19 protein-coding genes and 1 tRNA gene are annotated in these 19590 nt (G+C 63.3%); 6 read left to right on the top strand and 14 right to left on the bottom strand.

Translation table 11 applies throughout. From position 1 onward, the window contains the following. Positions 1–38 precede the first annotated feature (38 nt). Together G6N51_RS26210 and G6N51_RS26200 are read left to right on the top strand one after the other, a co-directional pair. Positions 39–482, top strand: a complete 444-nt coding sequence (locus G6N51_RS26210; protein ID WP_083172579.1) for a hypothetical protein — start codon at positions 39–41, stop codon at positions 480–482. Between the two features lie 246 nt (positions 483–728). Beyond that, entirely contained in the window at positions 729–1979 is a 1251-nt protein-coding gene (locus G6N51_RS26200) for a fatty acid desaturase family protein (protein WP_083172577.1), read from the top strand. 268 nt (positions 1980–2247) lie between these two features. Here G6N51_RS26200 and G6N51_RS26195 read toward each other — a convergent pair whose 3' ends face one another. Both G6N51_RS26195 and G6N51_RS26190 read right to left on the bottom strand, forming a co-directional pair. Beyond that, positions 2248–2418 (bottom strand): CsbD family protein, encoded by a 171-nt coding sequence (locus G6N51_RS26195; RefSeq protein WP_083172575.1) that lies wholly within the window; start codon positions 2416–2418, stop codon positions 2248–2250. 174 nt (positions 2419–2592) lie between these two features. Further along, positions 2593–2898 (bottom strand): hypothetical protein, encoded by a 306-nt coding sequence (locus tag G6N51_RS26190; RefSeq protein ID WP_083172573.1) that lies wholly within the window; start codon positions 2896–2898, stop codon positions 2593–2595. Positions 2899–3352: 454 nt separating this feature from the next. Here G6N51_RS26190 and G6N51_RS26185 point away from each other — a divergent pair, with 454 nt between their 5' ends. Beyond that, entirely contained in the window at positions 3353–4003 is a 651-nt protein-coding gene (locus G6N51_RS26185) for a hypothetical protein (RefSeq protein WP_163750580.1), read from the top strand. Between the two features lie 355 nt (positions 4004–4358). Here G6N51_RS26185 and G6N51_RS26180 read toward each other — a convergent pair whose 3' ends face one another. Continuing rightward, positions 4359–6191 (bottom strand): DUF2357 domain-containing protein, encoded by a 1833-nt coding sequence (locus G6N51_RS26180; protein ID WP_083172569.1) that lies wholly within the window; start codon positions 6189–6191, stop codon positions 4359–4361. Positions 6192–6193: 2 nt separating this feature from the next. Further along, positions 6194–9472: an McrB family protein gene (locus G6N51_RS26175; RefSeq protein ID WP_158086229.1), complete on the bottom strand. Its 3279-nt coding sequence runs from the start codon at positions 9470–9472 to the stop codon at positions 6194–6196. Between the two features lie 289 nt (positions 9473–9761). Here G6N51_RS26175 and G6N51_RS26170 point away from each other — a divergent pair, with 289 nt between their 5' ends. Beyond that, complete coding sequence (locus G6N51_RS26170; protein ID WP_232078487.1) at positions 9762–10019, top strand: ADP-ribosylglycohydrolase family protein; 258 nt, start codon at positions 9762–9764, stop codon at positions 10017–10019. Between the two features lie 362 nt (positions 10020–10381). Here the strand turns inward: G6N51_RS26170 and G6N51_RS26165 are convergent, their stop codons facing one another. The 7 genes from G6N51_RS26165 to G6N51_RS26135 form a co-directional block, all read right to left on the bottom strand. Continuing rightward, positions 10382–10750 (bottom strand): hypothetical protein, encoded by a 369-nt coding sequence (locus G6N51_RS26165; protein WP_142275003.1) that lies wholly within the window; start codon positions 10748–10750, stop codon positions 10382–10384. A 509-nt stretch (positions 10751–11259) separates the two neighbouring features. Then, on the bottom strand, positions 11260–11574 hold the full coding sequence (locus G6N51_RS26160; RefSeq protein WP_083172564.1) for an HNH endonuclease signature motif containing protein: 315 nt from the start codon (positions 11572–11574) through the stop codon (positions 11260–11262). Positions 11575–12025: 451 nt separating this feature from the next. Further along, a complete protein-coding gene (locus G6N51_RS26155) occupies positions 12026–12325 on the bottom strand; it encodes a hypothetical protein (RefSeq protein WP_163750836.1) in 300 nt (99 codons plus the stop codon). A gap of 239 nt (positions 12326–12564) precedes the next feature. Beyond that, positions 12565–12756, bottom strand: coding sequence for a hypothetical protein (locus G6N51_RS26150; protein WP_142275002.1), 192 nt, complete (start codon positions 12754–12756; stop codon positions 12565–12567). Next, positions 12753–14579: an AAA family ATPase gene (locus G6N51_RS26145; RefSeq protein ID WP_083172560.1), complete on the bottom strand. Its 1827-nt coding sequence runs from the start codon at positions 14577–14579 to the stop codon at positions 12753–12755. Before G6N51_RS26145 ends, G6N51_RS26150 begins: the two co-directional genes overlap by 4 nt. Continuing rightward, a complete protein-coding gene (locus tag G6N51_RS26140) occupies positions 14576–15565 on the bottom strand; it encodes a hypothetical protein (RefSeq protein ID WP_083172558.1) in 990 nt (329 codons plus the stop codon). The genes G6N51_RS26145 and G6N51_RS26140 overlap by 4 nt, the downstream gene beginning before the upstream one ends. 122 nt (positions 15566–15687) lie before the next feature. After that, positions 15688–15879 carry a helix-turn-helix domain-containing protein gene (locus G6N51_RS26135; protein ID WP_083172556.1) on the bottom strand — a complete coding sequence of 64 codons (192 nt, stop codon included), beginning with the start codon at positions 15877–15879 and terminating at the stop codon, positions 15688–15690. A 127-nt stretch (positions 15880–16006) separates the two neighbouring features. Between G6N51_RS26135 and G6N51_RS26130 the strand changes: the two genes are divergently transcribed. Then, positions 16007–16519: a DUF6214 family protein gene (locus G6N51_RS26130; protein ID WP_083172554.1), complete on the top strand. Its 513-nt coding sequence runs from the start codon at positions 16007–16009 to the stop codon at positions 16517–16519. Next, positions 16512–17651, top strand: coding sequence for a tyrosine-type recombinase/integrase (locus tag G6N51_RS26125; protein WP_083172552.1), 1140 nt, complete (start codon positions 16512–16514; stop codon positions 17649–17651). Before G6N51_RS26130 ends, G6N51_RS26125 begins: the two co-directional genes overlap by 8 nt. Here the strand turns inward: G6N51_RS26125 and G6N51_RS26120 are convergent, their stop codons facing one another. The 3 genes from G6N51_RS26120 to G6N51_RS26110 all read right to left on the bottom strand — a co-directional run bounded on the left by G6N51_RS26120 (position 17652) and on the right by G6N51_RS26110 (position 19585). After that, the gene (locus G6N51_RS26120) at positions 17652–18179 is read right to left on the bottom strand and encodes a hypothetical protein (protein ID WP_083172550.1); all 528 of its coding nucleotides are present in this window, start codon (positions 18177–18179) and stop codon (positions 17652–17654) included. 107 nt (positions 18180–18286) lie between these two features. Continuing rightward, positions 18287–18362 (bottom strand) — tRNA-Ala (locus G6N51_RS26115). Between the two features lie 53 nt (positions 18363–18415). Further along, complete coding sequence (locus G6N51_RS26110; RefSeq protein ID WP_083172548.1) at positions 18416–19585, bottom strand: MFS transporter; 1170 nt, start codon at positions 19583–19585, stop codon at positions 18416–18418. Positions 19586–19590 lie beyond the last annotated feature (5 nt).

The following is a 19590-nucleotide window of genomic DNA, read 5'->3' as shown; positions in this document are numbered from 1 at the left end:
GAACCATCGATTATGTTCAACCAACTCAAGGAGCCAACATGACTACCAGCACTATCGTTTGGATCGTCGTCGTGGCGGTCGCGGCAATTCTGCTCATCGCCGCAATCGCGTGGGTGGCGCGCAAGAAACGCACCGAACACCACCGCGTCCAAGCCGGCGACATCCGCGAGAAAGCTGTCGAACAGTCCCATGAAGTGGGGCAACGCGAAGCGCTTGCCGACGAGACGGCAGCCAAGGCCCGCGCTGCGCAAGCCGAGGCCGAAGCCATGGCAGCGCACGCGGCCGGCCTACAACACCAAGCGCAGGCACGTCGCACCGACGCGGCTACCTCCCGCAGCGAGGTGGACCGAGAGTTCGAGCGCGCCGACAAGATCGATCCGGACGCGCCAACCAGCGATACCCCGCGCGGAGATGCCGCCGATACCCCGCGCGGAGATGCCGCCGGCCGGCAAGACCCACCACGGATGCATAAGGCCGGGTGACTTTTCCGACGCCCTGGAGTTGATTGGGGCCGGTGCTACATCGCCTGAATCGGGCCCGGTTGCTTGAGGCACGCGCCCCAGGTGCGGCGCGTGCCGCCCAGACCATGGATGAGCAGCACTGCTGGCCCGGTTCCGGCCTTCGTGTAGAAGATCGCGCGAGTTGCGCCGACCCGGTTGAGGCCCGCCATCCCGCGGTCCCGTCCGTGCCCGGGCACGCATCTCGTCCGATCATCTGGTGAGGCACTGATGGCCATCGCAGACGTCGCCGAATACGCCCATCTGAGCGCCGCGGACGTCGAGGCACTCGCCGTCGAGTTGCACGCGATCCGTCTCGACATCGAGGTTTCGCGCGGCGAAAAGGACAGGATCTACATCCTGCGCACCATCGCTATTCAACGCTGCCTCGACCTCGCCGCCCGTGTGGTGATCGGTGCCGGCCGCAGCAGGACCGGGTGGGTGCTCGGGACGCTCGCGCTGGCCGCGGCGAAGAGCATCGAGAACATGGAACTGGGCCACAATATCGGCCACGGTCAGTGGGATTGGATGAATGACCCCGAAATCCACTCCACCACCTGGGAGTGGGACATGGTGGGGCTGTCCTCGCAATGGAGGTACTCCCACAACTACCGTCATCACGTGTTCACCAACGTCGTGGGCGTCGACGACGACCTCGGGTACGGCGTTCTGCGGGTCACCCGCGACCAACCGTGGAAGCCCAGCAATCTGCTGCAGCCGCTGCGACATCTGTTGTTGGCAGTTACTTTCGAATCGGGTATCGCACTGCACGATCTGTACTCCGAACATGAGCGCGCGGGGACTGACGCCGAAAAATCCGCTCACACCCGAGCTTTGCTCCGCAAAATCGCCCGCCAGGCAGGCAAAGACTACCTGCTCTTCCCCGCGCTCGGCGGGCGGCGCTGGCGGCGCGTCTTATTCGGAAACGCGCTCGCCAACCTGCTGCGAAACCTGTGGGCGTATGCGGTGATCTGCTGTGGCCACTTCGCCGACGGAGCCGAGAAATTCACCCCCGATGCCCTGGAGGGTGAGACCAAGCCGCAGTGGTATCTGCGACAAATGTTGGGTAGCGCCAACTTTCGCGCCGGGCCGGTGATGGCGTTTATGAGCGGGAACCTCTGCTACCAGATCGAACACCACCTTTTCCCTGATCTGCCGAGTAACCGCTACGCGCAGATCGCCCAACGGGTGCAGGCGCTCTGTGCCAAATACGACCTGCCCTACACCACCGGCCCGCTCGCCTACCAGTACCTACTCACCCTGCGAACGATCATCAAACTGGCCCTGCCCGACCGGTTCCTGCGCGCCACCTCCGACGACGCGCCCGAAACCGCCTCCGAGGACAGATTCGGCAGCCTCATGACACGGCCCGGTCTGGGGGGCGCCAACCCCATCGCATGCCGACGCGGACTGGCCACCGCGATCCGCCGCAACCAACGACACCCATCATCATGCCGCCGAGTCGCCGCGAGTGCTCGATGACTGCCGCCGTCACTGATTCCTCGGGCAGAACGTTGCGGCCTACGGCGTCTGTGCGCCGCAACACGATTCGTGGCTTCTTATCGACGCCGTGACCAAGGCCGCCGTCTCTGCTGGGCGGCACGTTCAAATAGCCGGTGCCGGGGCTTGGTGGTGACATGCGCGACCTCGAGGTGATCGACTCCGAGCTCAGCGAATCATCTTGTCGTGCTGAGGCTTTAAGGGATGGTGGCCTGCCGCCGCGGTCGGCGGCAGGCCACCGCAATAACGCTTACTTGAATGCGTCCTTGACGTTTTCGCCGGCCTTCTTCACGCTGGACTTGGTTTGGTCCTTCTTGCCTTCGCCCTCGGTGTCCTTGTCGCCAGTGACCTTGCCGGCCTGCTCCTTGGCTTTACCCGCGACGTCCTGAGCGGCATTCTTGACCTTATCGGTTACTCCCATGGGTGTGTCCCTTCAGTGGTGGTCAGCCGCGGATCGCGGATGACCGTGGAACGACCCCGAGGTGGGGTCGCCTTGGACCCGCACCCGGTTCAGCCCGGGTGCGAGAGATCGGGTAAGTCCTTATGCTGAGCGAATTGCGGGCACGTGGACTAACGTTGTTGCGACGAGTTGCGATTAGACGTCGCCGTGATGGCGGCTGCCCGACTTCGCAAGCCCGCGGCTGACCATGTAGCCGACGCTCAGAATCACGACGTACAGCCACGCCTTATCGGCCAGGAAATAGTCGCCGCGCCCGTCAGTCGCCTGAACCAAGTACGAGGCAAGCAGAACCCCGGCGGTCGCGACGATGAAGACCATGAATTCGGTCGTCTTGTAGAAAGCCTTCGTCTCGTTGCCGCGCCGGGTGATGACCCGAGTGGGGCCATTGGTGTTCGGCGCGTCGCCGGTACGCACTGTGGCGGGATTGTTGATGGTGGTCATTAGTGCTCCTTCTGACGCGGTCGAAGCGTGTCGACCGCATGAATTGGGATGCGCTACATAGAAGAGGTAGCGGCAACTCCTTGAAAGACGGCCCGTATCGAGCCGCGCGTGAGAGATAGACCCAGCCGCCGAGCGATGCTCGTGGCATATGAAGGTCGAAACCCCCGGAGAGGGCAGCTGTTTGACCCTTTCCTAGGTGTACCCCATCCAACCAAAATCAAACACCTGTTCGGTTGGGTGCAAGTTACTCAAGCTCCGCGCGGCGAGGTGGTCGGTTCCCGAGTGAAGTGCCCACGCTGGCGCACGGACCTAAGCTCCGCTAAGCGGTGAGTCGAACCCAGCCACCGCCAGACCAGGAAAGGAAACCTACCGTGGCAGGAGGAGCGGGAATGGAATCGGCCTGGTCGCGCCGATGCGCCGCCAAGAACGCAAAAACACTGTCCACCTTCAGAAGATGACCCGCAACCGACTCCGCATCCAACAGTTCCCGCTGACACTCCGATCGCCCCTGCACACCAACATCGTCGTCAACAACGACCACCAATGGGGCGACCGCCACGCCGGATTATTCAGGGCATTCCTAGACGGGATTGAGCCGCTTCTGCAACGAATCTTCTCAACGGTAGATCCTCACCCAACTTTTCGCGTGATCCGCTTTATCACACGGATGTTACGGGGACGCGGTTCGCTTTGGACGACACTTGACGATCCATTGTGGGGCAAGACAATTCAGGACCCGTCTTTAGTACTATCGAGTTCGCAACTGAACGTGCTGGCCGTGTCGATCTTTCTAGCACTGAACCTTGCGATACCGACTCTGCCTCTTCAGGTCATCGCCCTCGACGATCCGCTCCAGAGCCTAGACACATTGAATCTACTGGGCTTAGCTGATCTCCTGAGGAGAATTAAGGCGACGCGGCAAGTCCTGGTGTCGACTCACGATGAGCGTCTAGCCAACTTGTTAGTGCGGAAGCTTCGCCCGATATCCACAGACGAGCGGACAATACAACTCGATTTGAATGGGTGGACCTCCGCTGGACCAACCGTCAACCAACGTGAAATACCGCCAGACACAGAATCACTGCGGCTCATCGCTAGTGCTTAGGGACTCGCAGTGAGGCTGACGATTTCCAGAAAGTCGATTTGCAACACCATTATCTGATCGGGATGTCATCCTGCGTACGCTCGTCGAGACCCTTTTGCGACGCATCAGCTGTACTGTCGGATTCGCTTCTCGGGGTGCCGCATAGATGACTCCTGCCGCCGGGGTTCGCGAATAGACAACTAAAGCGGTCTACCGGTCGCTTGGGCTGCGATTGAACTAACGGTGACATCGTGGCCGCACAGGAACTGCTACGGACACTGGAGACAGGGCCGTCATCGAATCTCTGACTGGCCCAGCCAATCGGCCGAAAATCGCTGCAGTTACGCGGCGACCGCTGTCGCCGTCGGCCGGTGCTTCAGCCGGTAACAGCGTCCGCGGCTGCGGACGAGCTCATCGACGCCCAGGTTGCCCTCATGAGCGCCGAGACCTCTTGGACAAACACGTCCGGGTCATATGAGTCGCCGGGCCGGAGGGGGACGGCCCCGACGCCACCCCTCGCGGTGAAGTCAGCCCTCGTCGGTGGGTACAGCCGCTGCTTCACCCCCGGATATACCGCCACCGCTGCGAACGCATCCCCGATAGCGTCGCGGTATGTGTGCATCTTGTGGAGATCGCTCGGTTTGAAGGTGCCTTGTTGGCCAGGCTGCCCGTCGTCCTCGTCCTCGTCACTCATGAGCGCGGCACTGAATCCGTCGACGCGGTACTTCGCGTCGAGGAAAATCCGTCGGTGGCTCAATCCGCGTCGCACCTCGATCGAGACATCCGGGCGGAGGCTCAGCGAGTACGAAGCGGCGGTCCCTAAAGCGCGGGGGTCCTTGCTGGCATGCCGATACGTCTGGTTGTACGTGACTCGCACGTGACCATCAGGCAAGAGGAACGCTACCGAACTCCTCCGGCCCTCGGCGAGGTTGACGTGAAGGCCGTCGGGGAGTGTGCGGATGAGCGCGGTCGCCGAGTCCTCGGCCTGTGCTTCATGGCCAAGCACCGATCCCACGGCAGAGACAGTCTCGAGGAAAACCCACATCTCGTACAGGCGGGCCACGTCGCGGTTCTCCTGAAGTGTCCGGAACCGGTCCCAGACGACATCCGTGGTGAGCACGAACTCCCGATATAAACGTAGCAACCGGTTGTACGCGTCCTCCCGCAAGAGGACCTGTGAGGTAAAGGCGAAGGTCGTGAGGTCACCGACCTCCGCGAAGGGCGTGAGCCGGAGCAGTGATGCGAAGCGCACGGCGATGTCGTCGGCGTCTCGGGCGAGCGAAGGCGTGCCGGCTCGTCGAGCGGCGTCGGCAATACTGAGGGCCCGCTGTCGGAAGTTCGTCACCACGAAGCGAACGAAGCGGTTCTCGTAGGTGTCGTAGTCGACTTCTCGCCGGCTTGCAGGCAGGCGCACCGGTCCGAAGTGCTGCTCGGATCTGGTGAATGTCCGCCGCGCCCCGGGCGACACGAGACGCCGCTGCTCGATCTCGGAGACCCTCGCGATCGATCGTGGGTCCGTCGCGATCGACGCGAGCTGGGCTGGAGCGATCTCCGGAGCCAGCCAGGCGTCCATCGATTCGACACGCCGGATCACCCGGCGATGCGGGTTGCGGGAGATCTGCTCCACGGCCTGCGAGACATCATTTGCGATCGAACGCAAAAAGATCAGGTCTTCGTATGCGTAGGAGGTTGCGCGTATGCTCCGAGCGGTCTTCAGCGCTGTCGGACTCGCGACCGTGAGCGCGAGTGCCCGGATCGCCTTGACCACGCTCATGACGAGCCAGGCGAAGTCCGCGTCCGGATCGACCAGCTTGCGCACTCGGATCCTGGCTGCGACCGCGGACTCGTCCTCTGGACTGGTCGGGTCGAAGACTATCGTCGTGAGCCCGATCAGGTTCCCGGTCTCCAGTCGGAAGACGGCCTCGGGGGCTTGCGCAGCGGAGACGGCCTGCACACGTGGCTCGCCGAATCCAGCGCGCTCACATGTCGCACCGGCCACGCGCACCGTATAGGTTGTCTGTTCCTCGAGGACTACTCGGACGGCGTCACGGTCCTCTTCGATGCACATTCCGGTCCCGTGGGGTGATGCGATCCCGCACCAACCTGCGGCCAAGGGCCACGCGTCGTCCCACGACTCGCGTTCCTCGGACGCGACGATGGTGACGACAACGCCATCTCGCTCGCGACGGAGCGCAGAGAAGCGTCTCATGCTCACTCGAAAAAGCTGGCGTAGCCCTCGTCCCGGAGCTGCAGCAGCATGCGGGCGATCTTCCTAGCGGTGCGCGGATACCGCAACTCGTCCGTCCGAAGCGGCCACGGATCGGGCCGCCCCATTGCGCTGGCAGCTGGGATCCCCGACGGTTCGGCCTGAGCGATGCTCTCGGTCTCATCCGCGACTTCTTCGTCCTCACCGTCGAGCGAATCGGGCACATCCCCGGTCGCGGCTGCGATCTGATCGCGGGCGGACCAACCGTCGCCGCCGGCTATCTTTTCCATCGTTGTGAACAGCCGCTCAGGGTCGTCCGCGAGTCGTCGGGCGCGATCGTCGTGACGCGCGGCGGGTGCGAGGCACACCGTGAGGAGTCCACGCAACGGACGCTCAAGTCGCTCACGGGAGCCGGCCAGCTTCGGAAGGACCTTTTGGAGGAGCTGGACATCTAGCGCGACGCGCCGGGCCTCTTCGCCCTCGCCGAGGAGTCCGCCATCCCCGGCTTGCTCCACGAAGGCGAGTACCTCGTTGCGGACCCGATACCCGAAATGCAGCCGGTCGCGTGCGAGCACGGCGTTGACCTCAACGAGCTCAGTGAGCCAGGGTGTGCTTAGGCTCGGCTCGGCAAGGTCGACGAATCGGCCCCCGCGCGCGAAGTGGCCGCGGACCTGGCGTCGCTCAGTCACGGTGACAGCAGTGGAGCCGACAACCCCACTCTTCGTAAGGTCGACATCGAACAGCTCGACGACGTTCGCGCGGTCGAGCACCTTGCGACTGAAAGGGTGGGTCGTCTCGTCGATGTTGACGGTCCCGATGAGGTAGACGTTCGGCGCGAGGCTGACCGTCGGCGGGACGACACCGCTGTCGCCGCTGCTCGGGAGCCCACTATCCATCGTATGGAGCACGATGGGATCACTGGTGAGCTCGCCATCCGGAGTGAGGCGCCGCGATTCGAGCACGCTGAGGTAGTCGGAGAGATAGTGCTCGACGCGGGCGAGGTTCATCTCGTCGAGCAGAAGGATATACGGACGGGCATCGCGTCCCTTGGCCTTGAACTCCTTTTCGGCGTCGAGCAGCAGGCGCGTCGTTGAGGTTGCGACGAACGTATCGGTGAGGAGGTTGTGGTAGCCGAGCAGGCTCTTGCCATCGACCCAGTCCGGGCGAACCGAGACGAAGGCACGAGTGTCCTCGTCGGTCAACAGATCCTGGAGCGCCAGTGCGACCTTCGTCTTCCCCGTGCCTGATAGCCCGGTGAGGATCAAGAACGGCTTGGTGCGCAGTGCGAGGTAGAGGTCTTCGAGCACCCACGACTCGAACCAGAGACCCGCGCCAGCCGTGACGCTCTTCAGGACACGCGGCACCGCGGACGCATCTCTCCAATTCACGCTCTCAGGAGGTTCGGCAGCGATGAGCGCGAGAAGTCGTGACGCGAGCTCGGGTGGCACCGGGTAGTTGGTGGCACTCGCGAACTTGAGGTTCGCCAAGTCGCGAAGGTCCGGATCGGCCTCCAGCGTATCGCGCGTGACCGGCGGCTCGACGATGCGGTCGATCCGCAACCAGACCCTCGTAGCGGTTCCGGCCATGTCATCGCTCGCATTCCGAAAATAGGCAAGCTCGCTCTCGGACTCTGGCATCTCCGCCGGGTTGGACTCGACGGTGGCGAGCGCGATGACCGCGGCCTCTTTCCCGGTGCGGTAGAGGAAGACGCGATGCCCAGCCTTGATCTCGGAAGCGTACCGACTCGTCGTCCACGTCAGGCGCTCGAGCTCACTGACCGCACGATCGATGTCGTAGCGATCCGGGCTTCCTTGGAAGAGCCACCACGATCCGGTGTCCACCCGTGTCGTGGGGGTGTCCGTCGACTCCATGGCGAGGACGCGCCAATACACCCAGTCGATGTCGGAGAGCGAACGAAGCCCACTCTCGGCGAGTAGCAGCTCCCCACGTGCTTTGACCTCTGCGACTTGAGCCGGGGGAGTATCTTGTACCAGCGGCCAGCCGAGCTTCGCGTATGCCCCTTTTACCGTCTCGTTGACCGCCGGCTGTTCCCAATCGCGAACCATCGCGTAGAAGCCGGTCCAGACCGCAATGCCGAAGCCGCGGACGCGCCGATCACCACCCACGAGGGCAGCGATGCGATCGTCGAACGGGATGGTCTCGTCCAGGATCCAGTCGATCGCAGCCCTGATCGCCGGCACGTCGTCCCGCTCGCTGCCGACCGCTCGAGCGAGACCGGTCCAGTGAAGGTTGCCATGTGCAGTGACGCGACCCTCTCGTTCCGCGGCACGGAGCTCGGCGTCGTTAAGCGGGGTCGGCGACTTCGCGTCGTACCTCTTGCCGTCGATCTCGACATGCCCGAACGGCAGGAAGCGGTCGCGAAGACCGGCCCAGAGGGCATCATCGGTCAGGGTGTCTCGCTGCTCGATCCACGCAGCTAGCTGGCGGCACGCCAGCTGATGTAGGTCACCATGCTCGAGGCGCTCACGCTTCAACTCGGCGACGGCGGCGTCGAAGAGGTCCCGTCGGAACCCACGTGGCATCCGTCCCGACTCACCGTGGTCTACGGCCTGGTCGGGCAAGCCGAGACCAGCGGCCTGCATGTCCGCGCCGTCGTCCGAATACACCCAGTCCACGAGCGGGCGGACTGCGCGCGCCAATCGCACCAGGTCGTCGACAAACGCCGGTGCGGCACCGTCCACCTGCTCCGGCGCGAAGTACCTCGAGATGCTGGCTCCGCCTTCGGGCGAGGCGCCAGCGAAGCTGAGCCACTCCTCAAAGGCCCGGAACTCGCCGGCCCCCGGCGGCATGAGCCATTTCTTGCGAAACGACCATTCGGACCCGAGTCGCTGGGTGACGCTTTCAACTACGGCATGGGGCGCGGTCTGCATCCGCTCGTGTACGCGCGCGAACTCTCGAGCGAGCTCGTCGCGCGTGTCGCCGGACTTAGATTGGCTGACACCAGCGCCGAGGCAGAAGCACAGCTCGATGCCGCTGGGCTGCACGATAAGCGCGACCTGCAACCCGAACGACTTGTGGGGCGAAGCAGACGGGTATGCGCAGGACCAGAGCAGTCTGGCCACGTGGCCGCTGATGCTGGGTCGGTTCACATCCGACTTGAACGGACGCCAATCGGCCGACAGCTGGTCAGCGACCGCGGTGGCCGCTTCGAGGAGCCGCGCGCGCAGGTCAGCGATGCCGGATGTCTGCTCCTCTGTGAGATCGCTGGTCTGAGTACCGCCCGCGAACTGTTGCAAGAAGGCACAGTCCAACGCGGTGAACACCGGAGCGCCTCCCAATGGCATGTCCACAACCCTCCGCGTCATAACTGCGCCGACGGCCCCAACGACCGTTGGGGCGGTGTAGGCATCGTTCGGTAACCCGAAAGCTAACCGACGTTACCGCCCGGGCCGGACAGGTGTGGGGACTCTCCGCGGCGTCCGCGCATCGCGGGTATCGCGGTCAGTGGTCGCCACTACCTCGCGATGGGAAGGCCGCGGCGACTGGAGCCAGGGCTTCGCCGTCGGATGTACTGTGCGACGCCTCCCCGGATGAACGCCTGACCGCACGGCGGTGCGCGGCGGCCACGACACCGACACCGTCGCGGCGATCGCGGGCGGTCTGCTCGGCGCCGTATACGGCGCATCGGCGGTGCCCTCGCGCTGGCGGGTGGCAGTTGCGGGGCTGGCCCGGTCTGACGACCCGCGGCCTGATCCAACTGGCGAGCAAGATCGTCGACAAAGTCCGGCCCGACACGTTCGACTACTCGTATTACGAGGTCTGCGATGGCCCTTACCCCGTCTGGCATCCTTCGACGGTGTGACTGGGTGATCGTCGGCGCAATCGCGAGGCGGCTCAGGGATGTCCCAGCGGCGTCGATGCGATCGTGTCGTTACGTCGCGTCAAGGGCGTGCACCCTGCCCGCCGGTGTGAAGCGGCTCGATGTTCGGCTCATCGACCAAGAGAGTCAGAACTACCATCTCGATGGTGCATCGTGATCCGCGTTCTATTGCACGATGCGGCCGATGGGCGGCCACAGCATGCAAAAGACCAGAAAGACTGAGCCAAGCCACCTCGTCTTGGCGCGCCGCCAGGACGTCAGACGGCGTCGTCCATGATCGCGCGACCAGCGTTGTCACGAGCACATTGATCCGGACACACACAGGATGACTGTTGAGGACAGAACCGGCCCGTCAGGTCGAAGCCCGCTTAGCACTGGGCCCGAGCCTCTTGACCTTCGTCATCTGCTGCACCGCCGCGAGCCTGCCCTTCGACTTTCTCTTTGTCACAGAATGCAATTCATTCAGAATGACCTGAAGCTGGCGCACCGCCTGCGGATGCATCGCCAGCAGAGCATCGTCGTCAAGAATGCGCGCCATCGCGCGCGCACCGGCCACCGTAGCGGGCCGCTCGGCCGCTTTAGCGAGTAGTGCGGTCTCATCTAACACCGCCTGCTCCACCGAGCCAACACCATCCGGATTTGGCTGTTTCAAATGATTCACTTGACCGACGCGTTTCGGCTGCGGATACTTCAGGTCCGCGCGGGTCGGCAATGCGACCACGTCGCCGGAAATCCGATCCTCACGTCTGGAAACTCGTACGTGAACGCCCGTCAGGTTGGCAGCTCGATAGTGTCTTTGATATGCCGAATTGGCCTGAGTGCAAGGCAGACATCGGCAACCGTGACCATATGAGGCGCGCGTCCCATGCTCGTCGAAGTCACCGCTCACACTGCTATGCCTCTCGATGTTTGGTCCGAAGCGTCTTCTTGTGCTCCGGCGTCGGCTTGCGTTGCTCGGTGGTCGGCATGACACCAATCGTACTGCCGTATCATGTAATTCCCGCCTGTCGGTTTGCGCAAATTACAGAGGAACCCGTTTGCGAAAATTTCGCCTGCCGAGCAGGCGGCGGAGGGTTGCATTGCTGAAACTCAACCCCCCTCACATAAGTGCAGGTCAGGAGGGTTCCATGGTGTCAGGATGGTCGGATGCGGAGATTTGGCGGCGGCGGAAGGCGGGTTTGCTGGGATGGATTGTGTTGGGTACCAGGCTAATTCGGCAGGCGGGTCGGGCTACCAGGCGGGGCGTATCCAATCTTGTTGTGGTGTTGACTGTCTGGCACGGTTGCACCGCACGTGAGCGGGTGCCAGGTTGCTCGGCTGCATCGCCAGGTGCGGGTGCGACTGCACGGGTTTGATGTGGTCGGTCTCGAACGCCCACGGTGTTTGTGGTGGCGCGTCGTAGTGGATGGGTTGGCGGCAGATGTGGCAGGGTGCGTCGCGTCGGCGGCAGTCCTGTTTGTATGCGGCGGCGACTTGCCGCCAGCGTCGGGTGCTGCGCCGGGTGCCGGGTGGTGTGCCGACACGGGGTGCGCGTCTGCCTGCCATCGTTCAAGTATGCCCGCGCCGTTAGCGTCGACACATCTTTCCGGTGGTGGTCTTATCCGGGATGCCGGTGTTGGTGGCTCCTGGGCGATCTCAGGCCGTCTTACGACGTGCTCTGGCGGGGTTGTGATGGTTGCGTCTGCCGTCGAGGTACCGGCCCGCGATGACACCGCTAGGTTCTGTCGTCGGCGGGTAACGATGCGAGCCACCGTGAACACGGGGGTCAGCGCGACACAGGACTTGCAGATGTCCAACGCTTTCGCCCTGGCGTCGGGGTCGGTCTCGGGCCTTGTCGAAGGTGTTTTCCCTGCCGACACATTTCGCGCCTGGTAGATGCGGTGCGTGCAAAGCTGCGAGGAAGATGTCGAGGGTCATCACGGGCGTGAAGCTACGCCCGAGGCGGCGGGCCACTGTGTGCTTTGCCGCGCTGGGCGTGTCGCACTGAGCTACCGAGTCAACATAACTCGCTCTGTGGCGCAACGGGTTTGGCCCTTTCCAGCACGTACCAAGCCCCAGCGCGGGTGGCTGAGCAGATGTAGTGATCCCACATGTCGTGCCAGGTGTCGGGGCAGTCGGGGTATCTCGCCGCGTGTGCGGTCCTGCTGTTGTTGTCCCAGGTTGCGCACTTGCCGCACATGAGCACGTTGGGTTGGACGAAGAAGTGTGCGCCTCTCAGTCCGATGCGGCGTCCGCACACCGAGCAGTTCAACGCGGGTGCGGGTCCGACACCCCGGGGGTAGCGTCCGGTGTTCATCTTTCGGTGTTTTCCTTTCGGGGTGATGGTGTCGTGCGGGTGCTGTGTTTGGCTTGTGGGAGTCGCGGGTTGATCTTGCGCGAGGCTATCTAGATGACTTGATAGTGGTTGTGCCGCAACGGTTTTTCACTTAAGCTCGATCACCGGCAGCGCCATTATCGCGTACAGACATTCGCGGTACTCCTTCGCATAATCCTTGTCGTAAATGCCTGAGCGCTCGGCATTGCATCGACGTATCGTCAGTCGCCGCAGGTCGCCTTCGCGGTGCAGGTAGACCAGCGCCCTGGCCAGAACTTCTTCATCACCGGTAGGCCATTGCAGTTCGGGTGTATTCGCGCGATCAGAACGCCGTCGCTGTAGCTCAGGCTCTCGGGCCAGCTGGTGGGGAGTTCTGCAAACGCGTTCAGCGTTAGAGCCTTGATTGTGGTCATCTTTCTTCGTGTGTTCCCTCCGGTTGTTGATGTTGGTGTTCCAGCAAACATTTTGGCTTCGAGCAGTAACCGCGACGCCGGGACTCGTCGAGCAGGAGAAGATCGTCACAGTGCTTGCACCGCGGGTTCTCCTGATCTAAGGGGTTTGTTATGTTCGTTATGTTTGTTACGTTGTCTTCATTCTCTTCGTCGTTCGTAACAGACGTAACGCGTAACAGTGGCTTATAGCGTCCGCGACCAAACTTGTTGATACGACCGGAGTCAGCTAACCGATTCAGGCAGACGCGCGCCTGATCCTGGCCGATACCAAGCTCACTCAGGTCAGCCGCGCGGGTCTCGGTTCGACTGTTGACGAATGCCAGAACCTCAAGTGCACGATCCCCAAGCTTTTCCCGTTCCCGCCGGGTCTCGACTGCCTCCGCCGCCGTGCCGAAGCTGCCGCCCTCGAGTTTCCAGATTCCGTCGATCAACAGCGTCGCGTACTCGTTTTCGCGGATGTCGCGCCCGGTCACCGACAGTAGACCTTCCGCGCTCTTGCGTTTGCGGGTGAGCAACAGAATGTAGTCGGCGCTTCCGGTCACACCTTGAGTGCCCGACACGGAGTGCAGCCAGTCCTCCGACGACGCCTTGCGGTCGTGGTGAACGACCAGGATCGCGGCACCGGGAACGGAGTCGGCCACCCGCTTGATGTAGCTGCCGGTCTGGTAGTCGGCGATGTAGGCATCCTCACCGGGCTTGCGCTGCGGACGGACCTTGCCGAACGTGTCCAAGACGACCAGCGGCGGATTGTCGTCGTGGCGATGGGCTTTCAGCCACTCTTTGATCGTCGGCATGACCTGACCGGGTTCGATGACCGTGAGGTAGTCCAACTTCTCGGGTAACGGGTCGTCGCCGTTGAGTTTCCACATGCGCTGCTGCAGGCGGCGTTCCCCGTCTTCCAGTGCGAGCAGCAGCACAGCTCGCGGCGCTACTTTGATGGTGCCGAACACCCGTCCACCTTGTGCACACGCCAAAGCGATACCTGTTGCCAACCAAGACTTTCCAACTTTAGGTGATCCGGCCAGGATGCCGAATCCCTCGGTGATCAGATTGGGGACATGCTCGACCAGCTCCGGAAAAGTCATGTTTTCCAGGTCGGCGGCCGAGCGCAAACCAGCAAGCAGCGGCGACACGACCGTGACCAGCTCGCCGAGTGGGTGCCCGGCGGCGATGTGATCGGCGGCATCCTTGCCCATCTTGGCCTCGGCGATGCGGACGTCGGCGGCGATGTCATCGAGGATCGAGGCCACCTGGTCGGCGTGGGCGTGCCCGGCATCATCGCGGTCCGCAATGATGACCACGTTGCGGCCCTTCAGCGGTGACCAGTCGAACAGGTGGGCTTTCCCGGCGCCCATCGCGTTACAGACCGCGGCGCCTCCGACAGACTCGATGGCCAGCACGTCGTTCTCACCCTCGGGGACGTAGACGATCTCGGCGTCGCCGATGCACTCCACATGGAACAGGGCCTTGCCTTTAGTGTTTCCGCGCTGCCGGAACTTCTTGTCCGCGTCACGGTGCACCTTGCGACCATCGGAGTAGACGTAGGTCGCACCCTTGCGGTCATCGAACAGAGCGCTCATCGACAGCCCCAGACAGGCCATGATGTCCTCGGTCAGGCACCCGGCATGGCAGAACACGAGAACACGGCCCTCGATGGCTCTCAGCCCCAGTGAGGGCCGTTTGTCGGCGTGCGCCGGGCATTGCGCGGTCGCGCTGTCCCCGTTCACCTTGACGGTGCTGCCGTGTTCGCGCAGCGCGTCGAGCAACCCCTCATATGCGCTCATGCCGGTTCTCCAATCTTGTTGAGAACCTGTTCGAGCGCGTCAATGTCGGATTCCTCCTGCGCCAACGCATCCGCGTAAGCGTCCGCGTCCCAATACTTGTCGATCGCATCGGTGTAAAGCTGACGCAGCAGCGGAGGCTCTAGTGCGTCGACCTCCACCTGGACTCCGAGTCCGTCGTCGACCTCGTCATCGGTGAGGGTGTGCTCAAAGTTGGCAAGGAAGTTGTTGAGGTTGGGGTCTTTCGCTTTGGCGGCGTTGCGTGCCAGGTCGTACTCGATGCACTGCTCGGGTGTGAGCGCGACCCGGTACTTGCGGTAGCGGTCGAAGTTCGGGATGACGCTCCATGCCCGGGCGTGACCGCGCTTGCGGCCCAGGTGTTCCGGCATCGTGGACGTATCCCACTGCGGCAGTTCATGATTCATCCAGCACCCGGTGCGGTCCACGAAGTTTTGCAGGATCGACCAGCCGGTGGGGTCGTGGTCACCGGCGTACAGCAGCACGGCGGGTCTGCCGTCGGCACGCACGCGACGGGTGATCTTGTCGACGTAGGGTTTGGAGCACTGGCCCGATAGCGCGATGATCGGCAGGCCCATGTCCGCGAACCAATTCGACAACAGGTTGACCATGCCGGTTTTCTCCGTGCCCAAAAAGATTTGGTACGGCTGACCCTCGGTGCGGTCGCGGCGGTACCGGTCACGCACCGCTTCGACGGCATCTCGCGGCGAGTCCCAGCACGCGGGGACTGTGATCTTGCGGCCCTGGTCGATCAGGTCAGGGAACCTGCCCTCGTAGCGGGCCTGTGCGGTGTTGTGGGCGAGCGCGCAGTACATGCTGTGGCTGTTGGGGATGCGTCCGCGCTCACCCTCTTTGAGCGACACCAGCCGGTAGAACAACTGGCGCAGCGTCACGGCGGTGTCGTAGGACTCGACTATCTCCTTGGCGACCGGCAGGACATCGGCCTTCCAGTCGAGGCGCTGGCGTTTCACAACAAGAGTGGAGACCTTGGTTGGCGGCATCTGTCGGCGTCGACCGTTATGCTTGGTGCCAGTCGTTGACCTCGACTCGGATGCCGTCCTGGTGGTAACAGCGGGGCGGCGTTCTCGTCTCGTCACGCTGAGGCTGCCTCGCTGAGCCGTTCGACGTATGCGGAAAGGCTTTTCGCGGTGATGAATCCGCGCCTGCCGATGTTCACCTTGACCAGTTCGCCGTTGTTCACCAGCTCGTACACAGTCGTGCGACTGACACCCCCGAGTTGTGCACAGGTGTCGGGCACCGATACGAGCAGTTTCTCCCCAGGCATTGCGCGCTCCGTTCGTTAGCCGCTGACAGCCCGTAATCGGGCGGTCGTTGACAGAATGACATGCCACACGCCAGAATGTCACTGACACTAGTTTGTCGTCTGATGGCATACGGGAGGACCAGCACAGATGGCGTTTGAGAAGGTCAAGCTCGTCTACGAGTTGCGCGATGGGCAGGTCGAAGTCACCGACGACACCATCGTGCCGATAGGCGACGTCTACACCTACCGGCAGCTCACCTACACGAGCGACACCGCCACGATCGTGTTCGAGGTTCGGGGCGGTGTCCCCGGCTGCGTGAGCGTCGAACTGCGGTCAGGTGAAAGACCGATTCTCGCGAAGGATTTGGTCGCGATCAAACTGGACCAGCTTCGAGACGAGGCTTTCCTCGTTGTCGGAATGATCATCCCCGACACGGAGGGCGGGCACGACGCGATTCACCGCGTTGCCCGAAAGACGCTGGACCGCATGACCTCTCGGCGAAAGATCACGCCGGAGTTTCTGGCCCGGGTCGCTGAGATACACCGGGCCGCACCCGAAGGCGGGAGGCTCGCAGCCGTGACTGCGGCGTTCGGCGCTTCGGAACGGCAGGCGTGGCGTTACATCGCGCAAGCACGAGAGGCGGGGCTGATCAATGAGTAAACGCGCATCCGGTGAAGGCTCAATCCGCCAGCGGCCCAACGGAACCTGGGAGGCGCGGATCAGCTACGTCGACTCGGCAACAGGTGGGCGCAAGTCTCACTCCGTGTACGCCAAGACAGCCGAGGCCGTGCGGGACAAGCTGGACCAGGCGCGCGACCGTATCAAAGAGCAAGCACCAGTGCGCGATTCATCCCAACTGGTTGCCGACTGGCTCACGCACTGGTCGGGCACATCACTGGAAGCGTCGAACCGTAAAGAGTCGACCAAGGAGCTATGTCGCGGCATAGTGCGCAAACATCTCGTACCGCCACCGTTGGGCACGATGCGGCTGGACAGGTTGCGCAAGACCGACATCGACGGCCTGATCGTTGAATTGCGCAGGCGGGGTCTCTCGGATGCCACGGTGCGCCGTGTCTACACGGTGCTGCGGGGGGCACTCGATGACGCGGTGCTCGACGGACTCGTGGCGCGCAATCCTTGCCAGCTGGTCCGCCGTCCCGGCGCCGAACACAAAGAGGCCAGGCACTTGGACGCCGACGATGTTTCCGCCGTGCTGAAGGCCGCTGAGGGCTCGCGGTACCGCGCGGTGCTGGTGCTCATCGCGGCGACCGGTTTGCGCCGTGGCGAAGCGCTGGGCCTGCACTGGCAGCACGTCAACCTCAATGAGGGCTGGCTGAAGGTTCGCAGCACTGTTCGCCGTGTCAATGATGAGTTGACGATCACCGAACCGAAATCTGAGCGGTCCCGGCGCACGGTGCCGCTGTCCCCCGCCATCGTGGCGATGCTGAAGGCTCAGAAGGCGCACCAGGCGGCGGAACGGCTGCACGCTGGCGACCGGTGGACCGATACGGGGCTGGTGTTCACCACCGAGTTCGGGACGCCGGTCGAACCGCGCAACCTGCTGCGGACCATCAAAGTCGCGGCAGCCAGAGCCGGTGTCGACAACGTCGGGGTGCACACCCTGCGGCACTCGGCGGCGGTGGCCTGGCTTGAGGCCGGTGTGCACATCAAGGCGGTCGCCGATCTGCTGGGCCATTCCTCGATTTCCATTACCGGCGACATCTACGGTCACACGTCGGACGCGACCACCCGGGCCGCTGTCGACGGGCTGTCCGGCGCGCTCGGGCTCTGATCAGAGGCTCGGCAGCGGCAGACCGTTGTCCGGCAGCCACGCATCCCAAGCGTCTACGGCATCTTTAGCGACGTCGAGCGCGTAGTACTCATCACCGCTAGCGCGAGCACGTATCTTCCAGTGGTTCGCTGAGAAGTGAAACGGAAACTGCATCGGGAACCGGGCAGCCTGTGTGTGCTCCACAACTTCAGCCGGGCCACCAGGCGTGTAGAACGTGGGGTGAGTCAGCTTCCCATGCTTGAAGCCGTTGGCGATGTCGGCGCACATCGCCAAGTCCAACGATGGTGGATTTGAGTTGCCCTTCGGGAGGAACTTCGACACGGCATCTTTGATCTGCTGGCTCTGCCCGTCCGCGTGTAGGATCCAGTCCCTCAGATGGAACGCGTCGCAGCAGAAGTGATACAGGATGTCCCGCGCCCGGTTCATCTCGTGAATCTCTTCAAATTTGTTCTGGTCGGCGGTTCTCTTCAGCAGGTCGTATTGCCGGTGCATGCGCCGGTACTGGTCTTCCCAAGTTTCACTGAGCATTGTCGTGACCCCACACGGTTTGCTGGCGGACAAGCGGTGAAAGCTGACTTGGGTACTGCGTTGTGGTATTGCCCTTACCGTAATGGCTTCAACAACCGTATTTATCCTGGTGGAGCTAAGGGGACTCGAACCCCTGACCCCCACACTGCCAGTGTGGTGCGCTACCAGCTGCGCCATAGCCCCAAGTCGTGCCAATCGAAGCTACACCACCGGCAACCGTCGTTCAAAGTTGCTGCTCAGGCTGCCTCACCGTCCGCCGGAGACTCCGCCAAACCGTGCTCGGGATGGATCAGGGTCCGAGTCTCCTGCGCCAGCACCCAACCGAGCGCGGCGACCAGCAAGACGATGCCGCTGATAGTGAATCCCCACCCGAAGCTGAGCTTCTCGGCGACCCAACCGACCGTCACGGAGCCGACGATGGCCCCCAGGTCGGAGGCCATCTGCACCGCGGCCACCGGAATGCCCGCGCGCGCCTCGCTGCCGAGGATGTCGGCGACTGCGGCCTGCATGGGTGACATGAAGATCCCCGTCGTGGCACCGGATACCGCCGCCGCGACCATGAATGCCGGCAAGGACGACGTGACTCCCAGCGCGGCGGTCGCCACGCCGGACGTCGCCAGGCCGACGATCAACAACGTGCGTCGCCCCATCCGGTCGGACAGGTAGCCGCTGGGGATGACCGCCAGGGCGTTACCAGCCGCGAACGCCGCAAGCGCCACCCCGATGACCCCGACGCTGTCGCGCATGACATCGGACAGGAACAGCGGCACCAGCGCGACGCGCAGACCGAACGCCGCCCAGCCCGTCGCGAAATTCGCCAGCAGCACCGCCCAGTACGCACGGACACGCAGCGCTTGGCGCATCGTCACCGTCGATCGGGTCGGCGGCGGGGGCGCGGCCAGTTCGGAATGCCGCAGGCCGTAGAACAGCGCCGCCGCCACACCCAGCATGGCGACGCCGTACACGATGAACGGGGCGGTCAACCCCCACCCCGCCGTCAGGCCGCCAATCGCCGGCCCGCCCACCGCGCCAACCATGAACGAGGTCATGAACAACCCCGCGATGCGCCCGCGCGCGTCGGGTGGGCTGATATGGATCATCAGCCCCAACGCCGAGACGTAGAACATCGTCGAACCGATGCCGCTGATCGCCCGGAATACCAGCAATTGCCAGTACGCCTGCGAATACGCGCACGCGATGGTGGACAACGCGACGATCAGCAAACCACCGATGTAGATCCGCCGCTCGCCGAACCGCTGCACCAACGCACCGCTGACCGGAGCGAAACACAGCCGGCTCAACGAAAAGACGGTGACCACGAAAGTCACCGCCTCGATGCTCACCCCGAAGGTATGGGCAAAGGCGGGCATCGCCGGCGAAATGACACCGTAGCCCAACGCGACCATGACAT

The organism is Mycobacterium paraseoulense, assembly GCF_010731655.1.
Classification (GTDB): Bacteria; Actinomycetota; Actinomycetes; order Mycobacteriales; family Mycobacteriaceae; genus Mycobacterium; species Mycobacterium paraseoulense.
The sequence above is the reverse complement of the archived record's forward strand: the minus strand, read 5'-3'. Positions and strand labels throughout refer to the sequence as shown.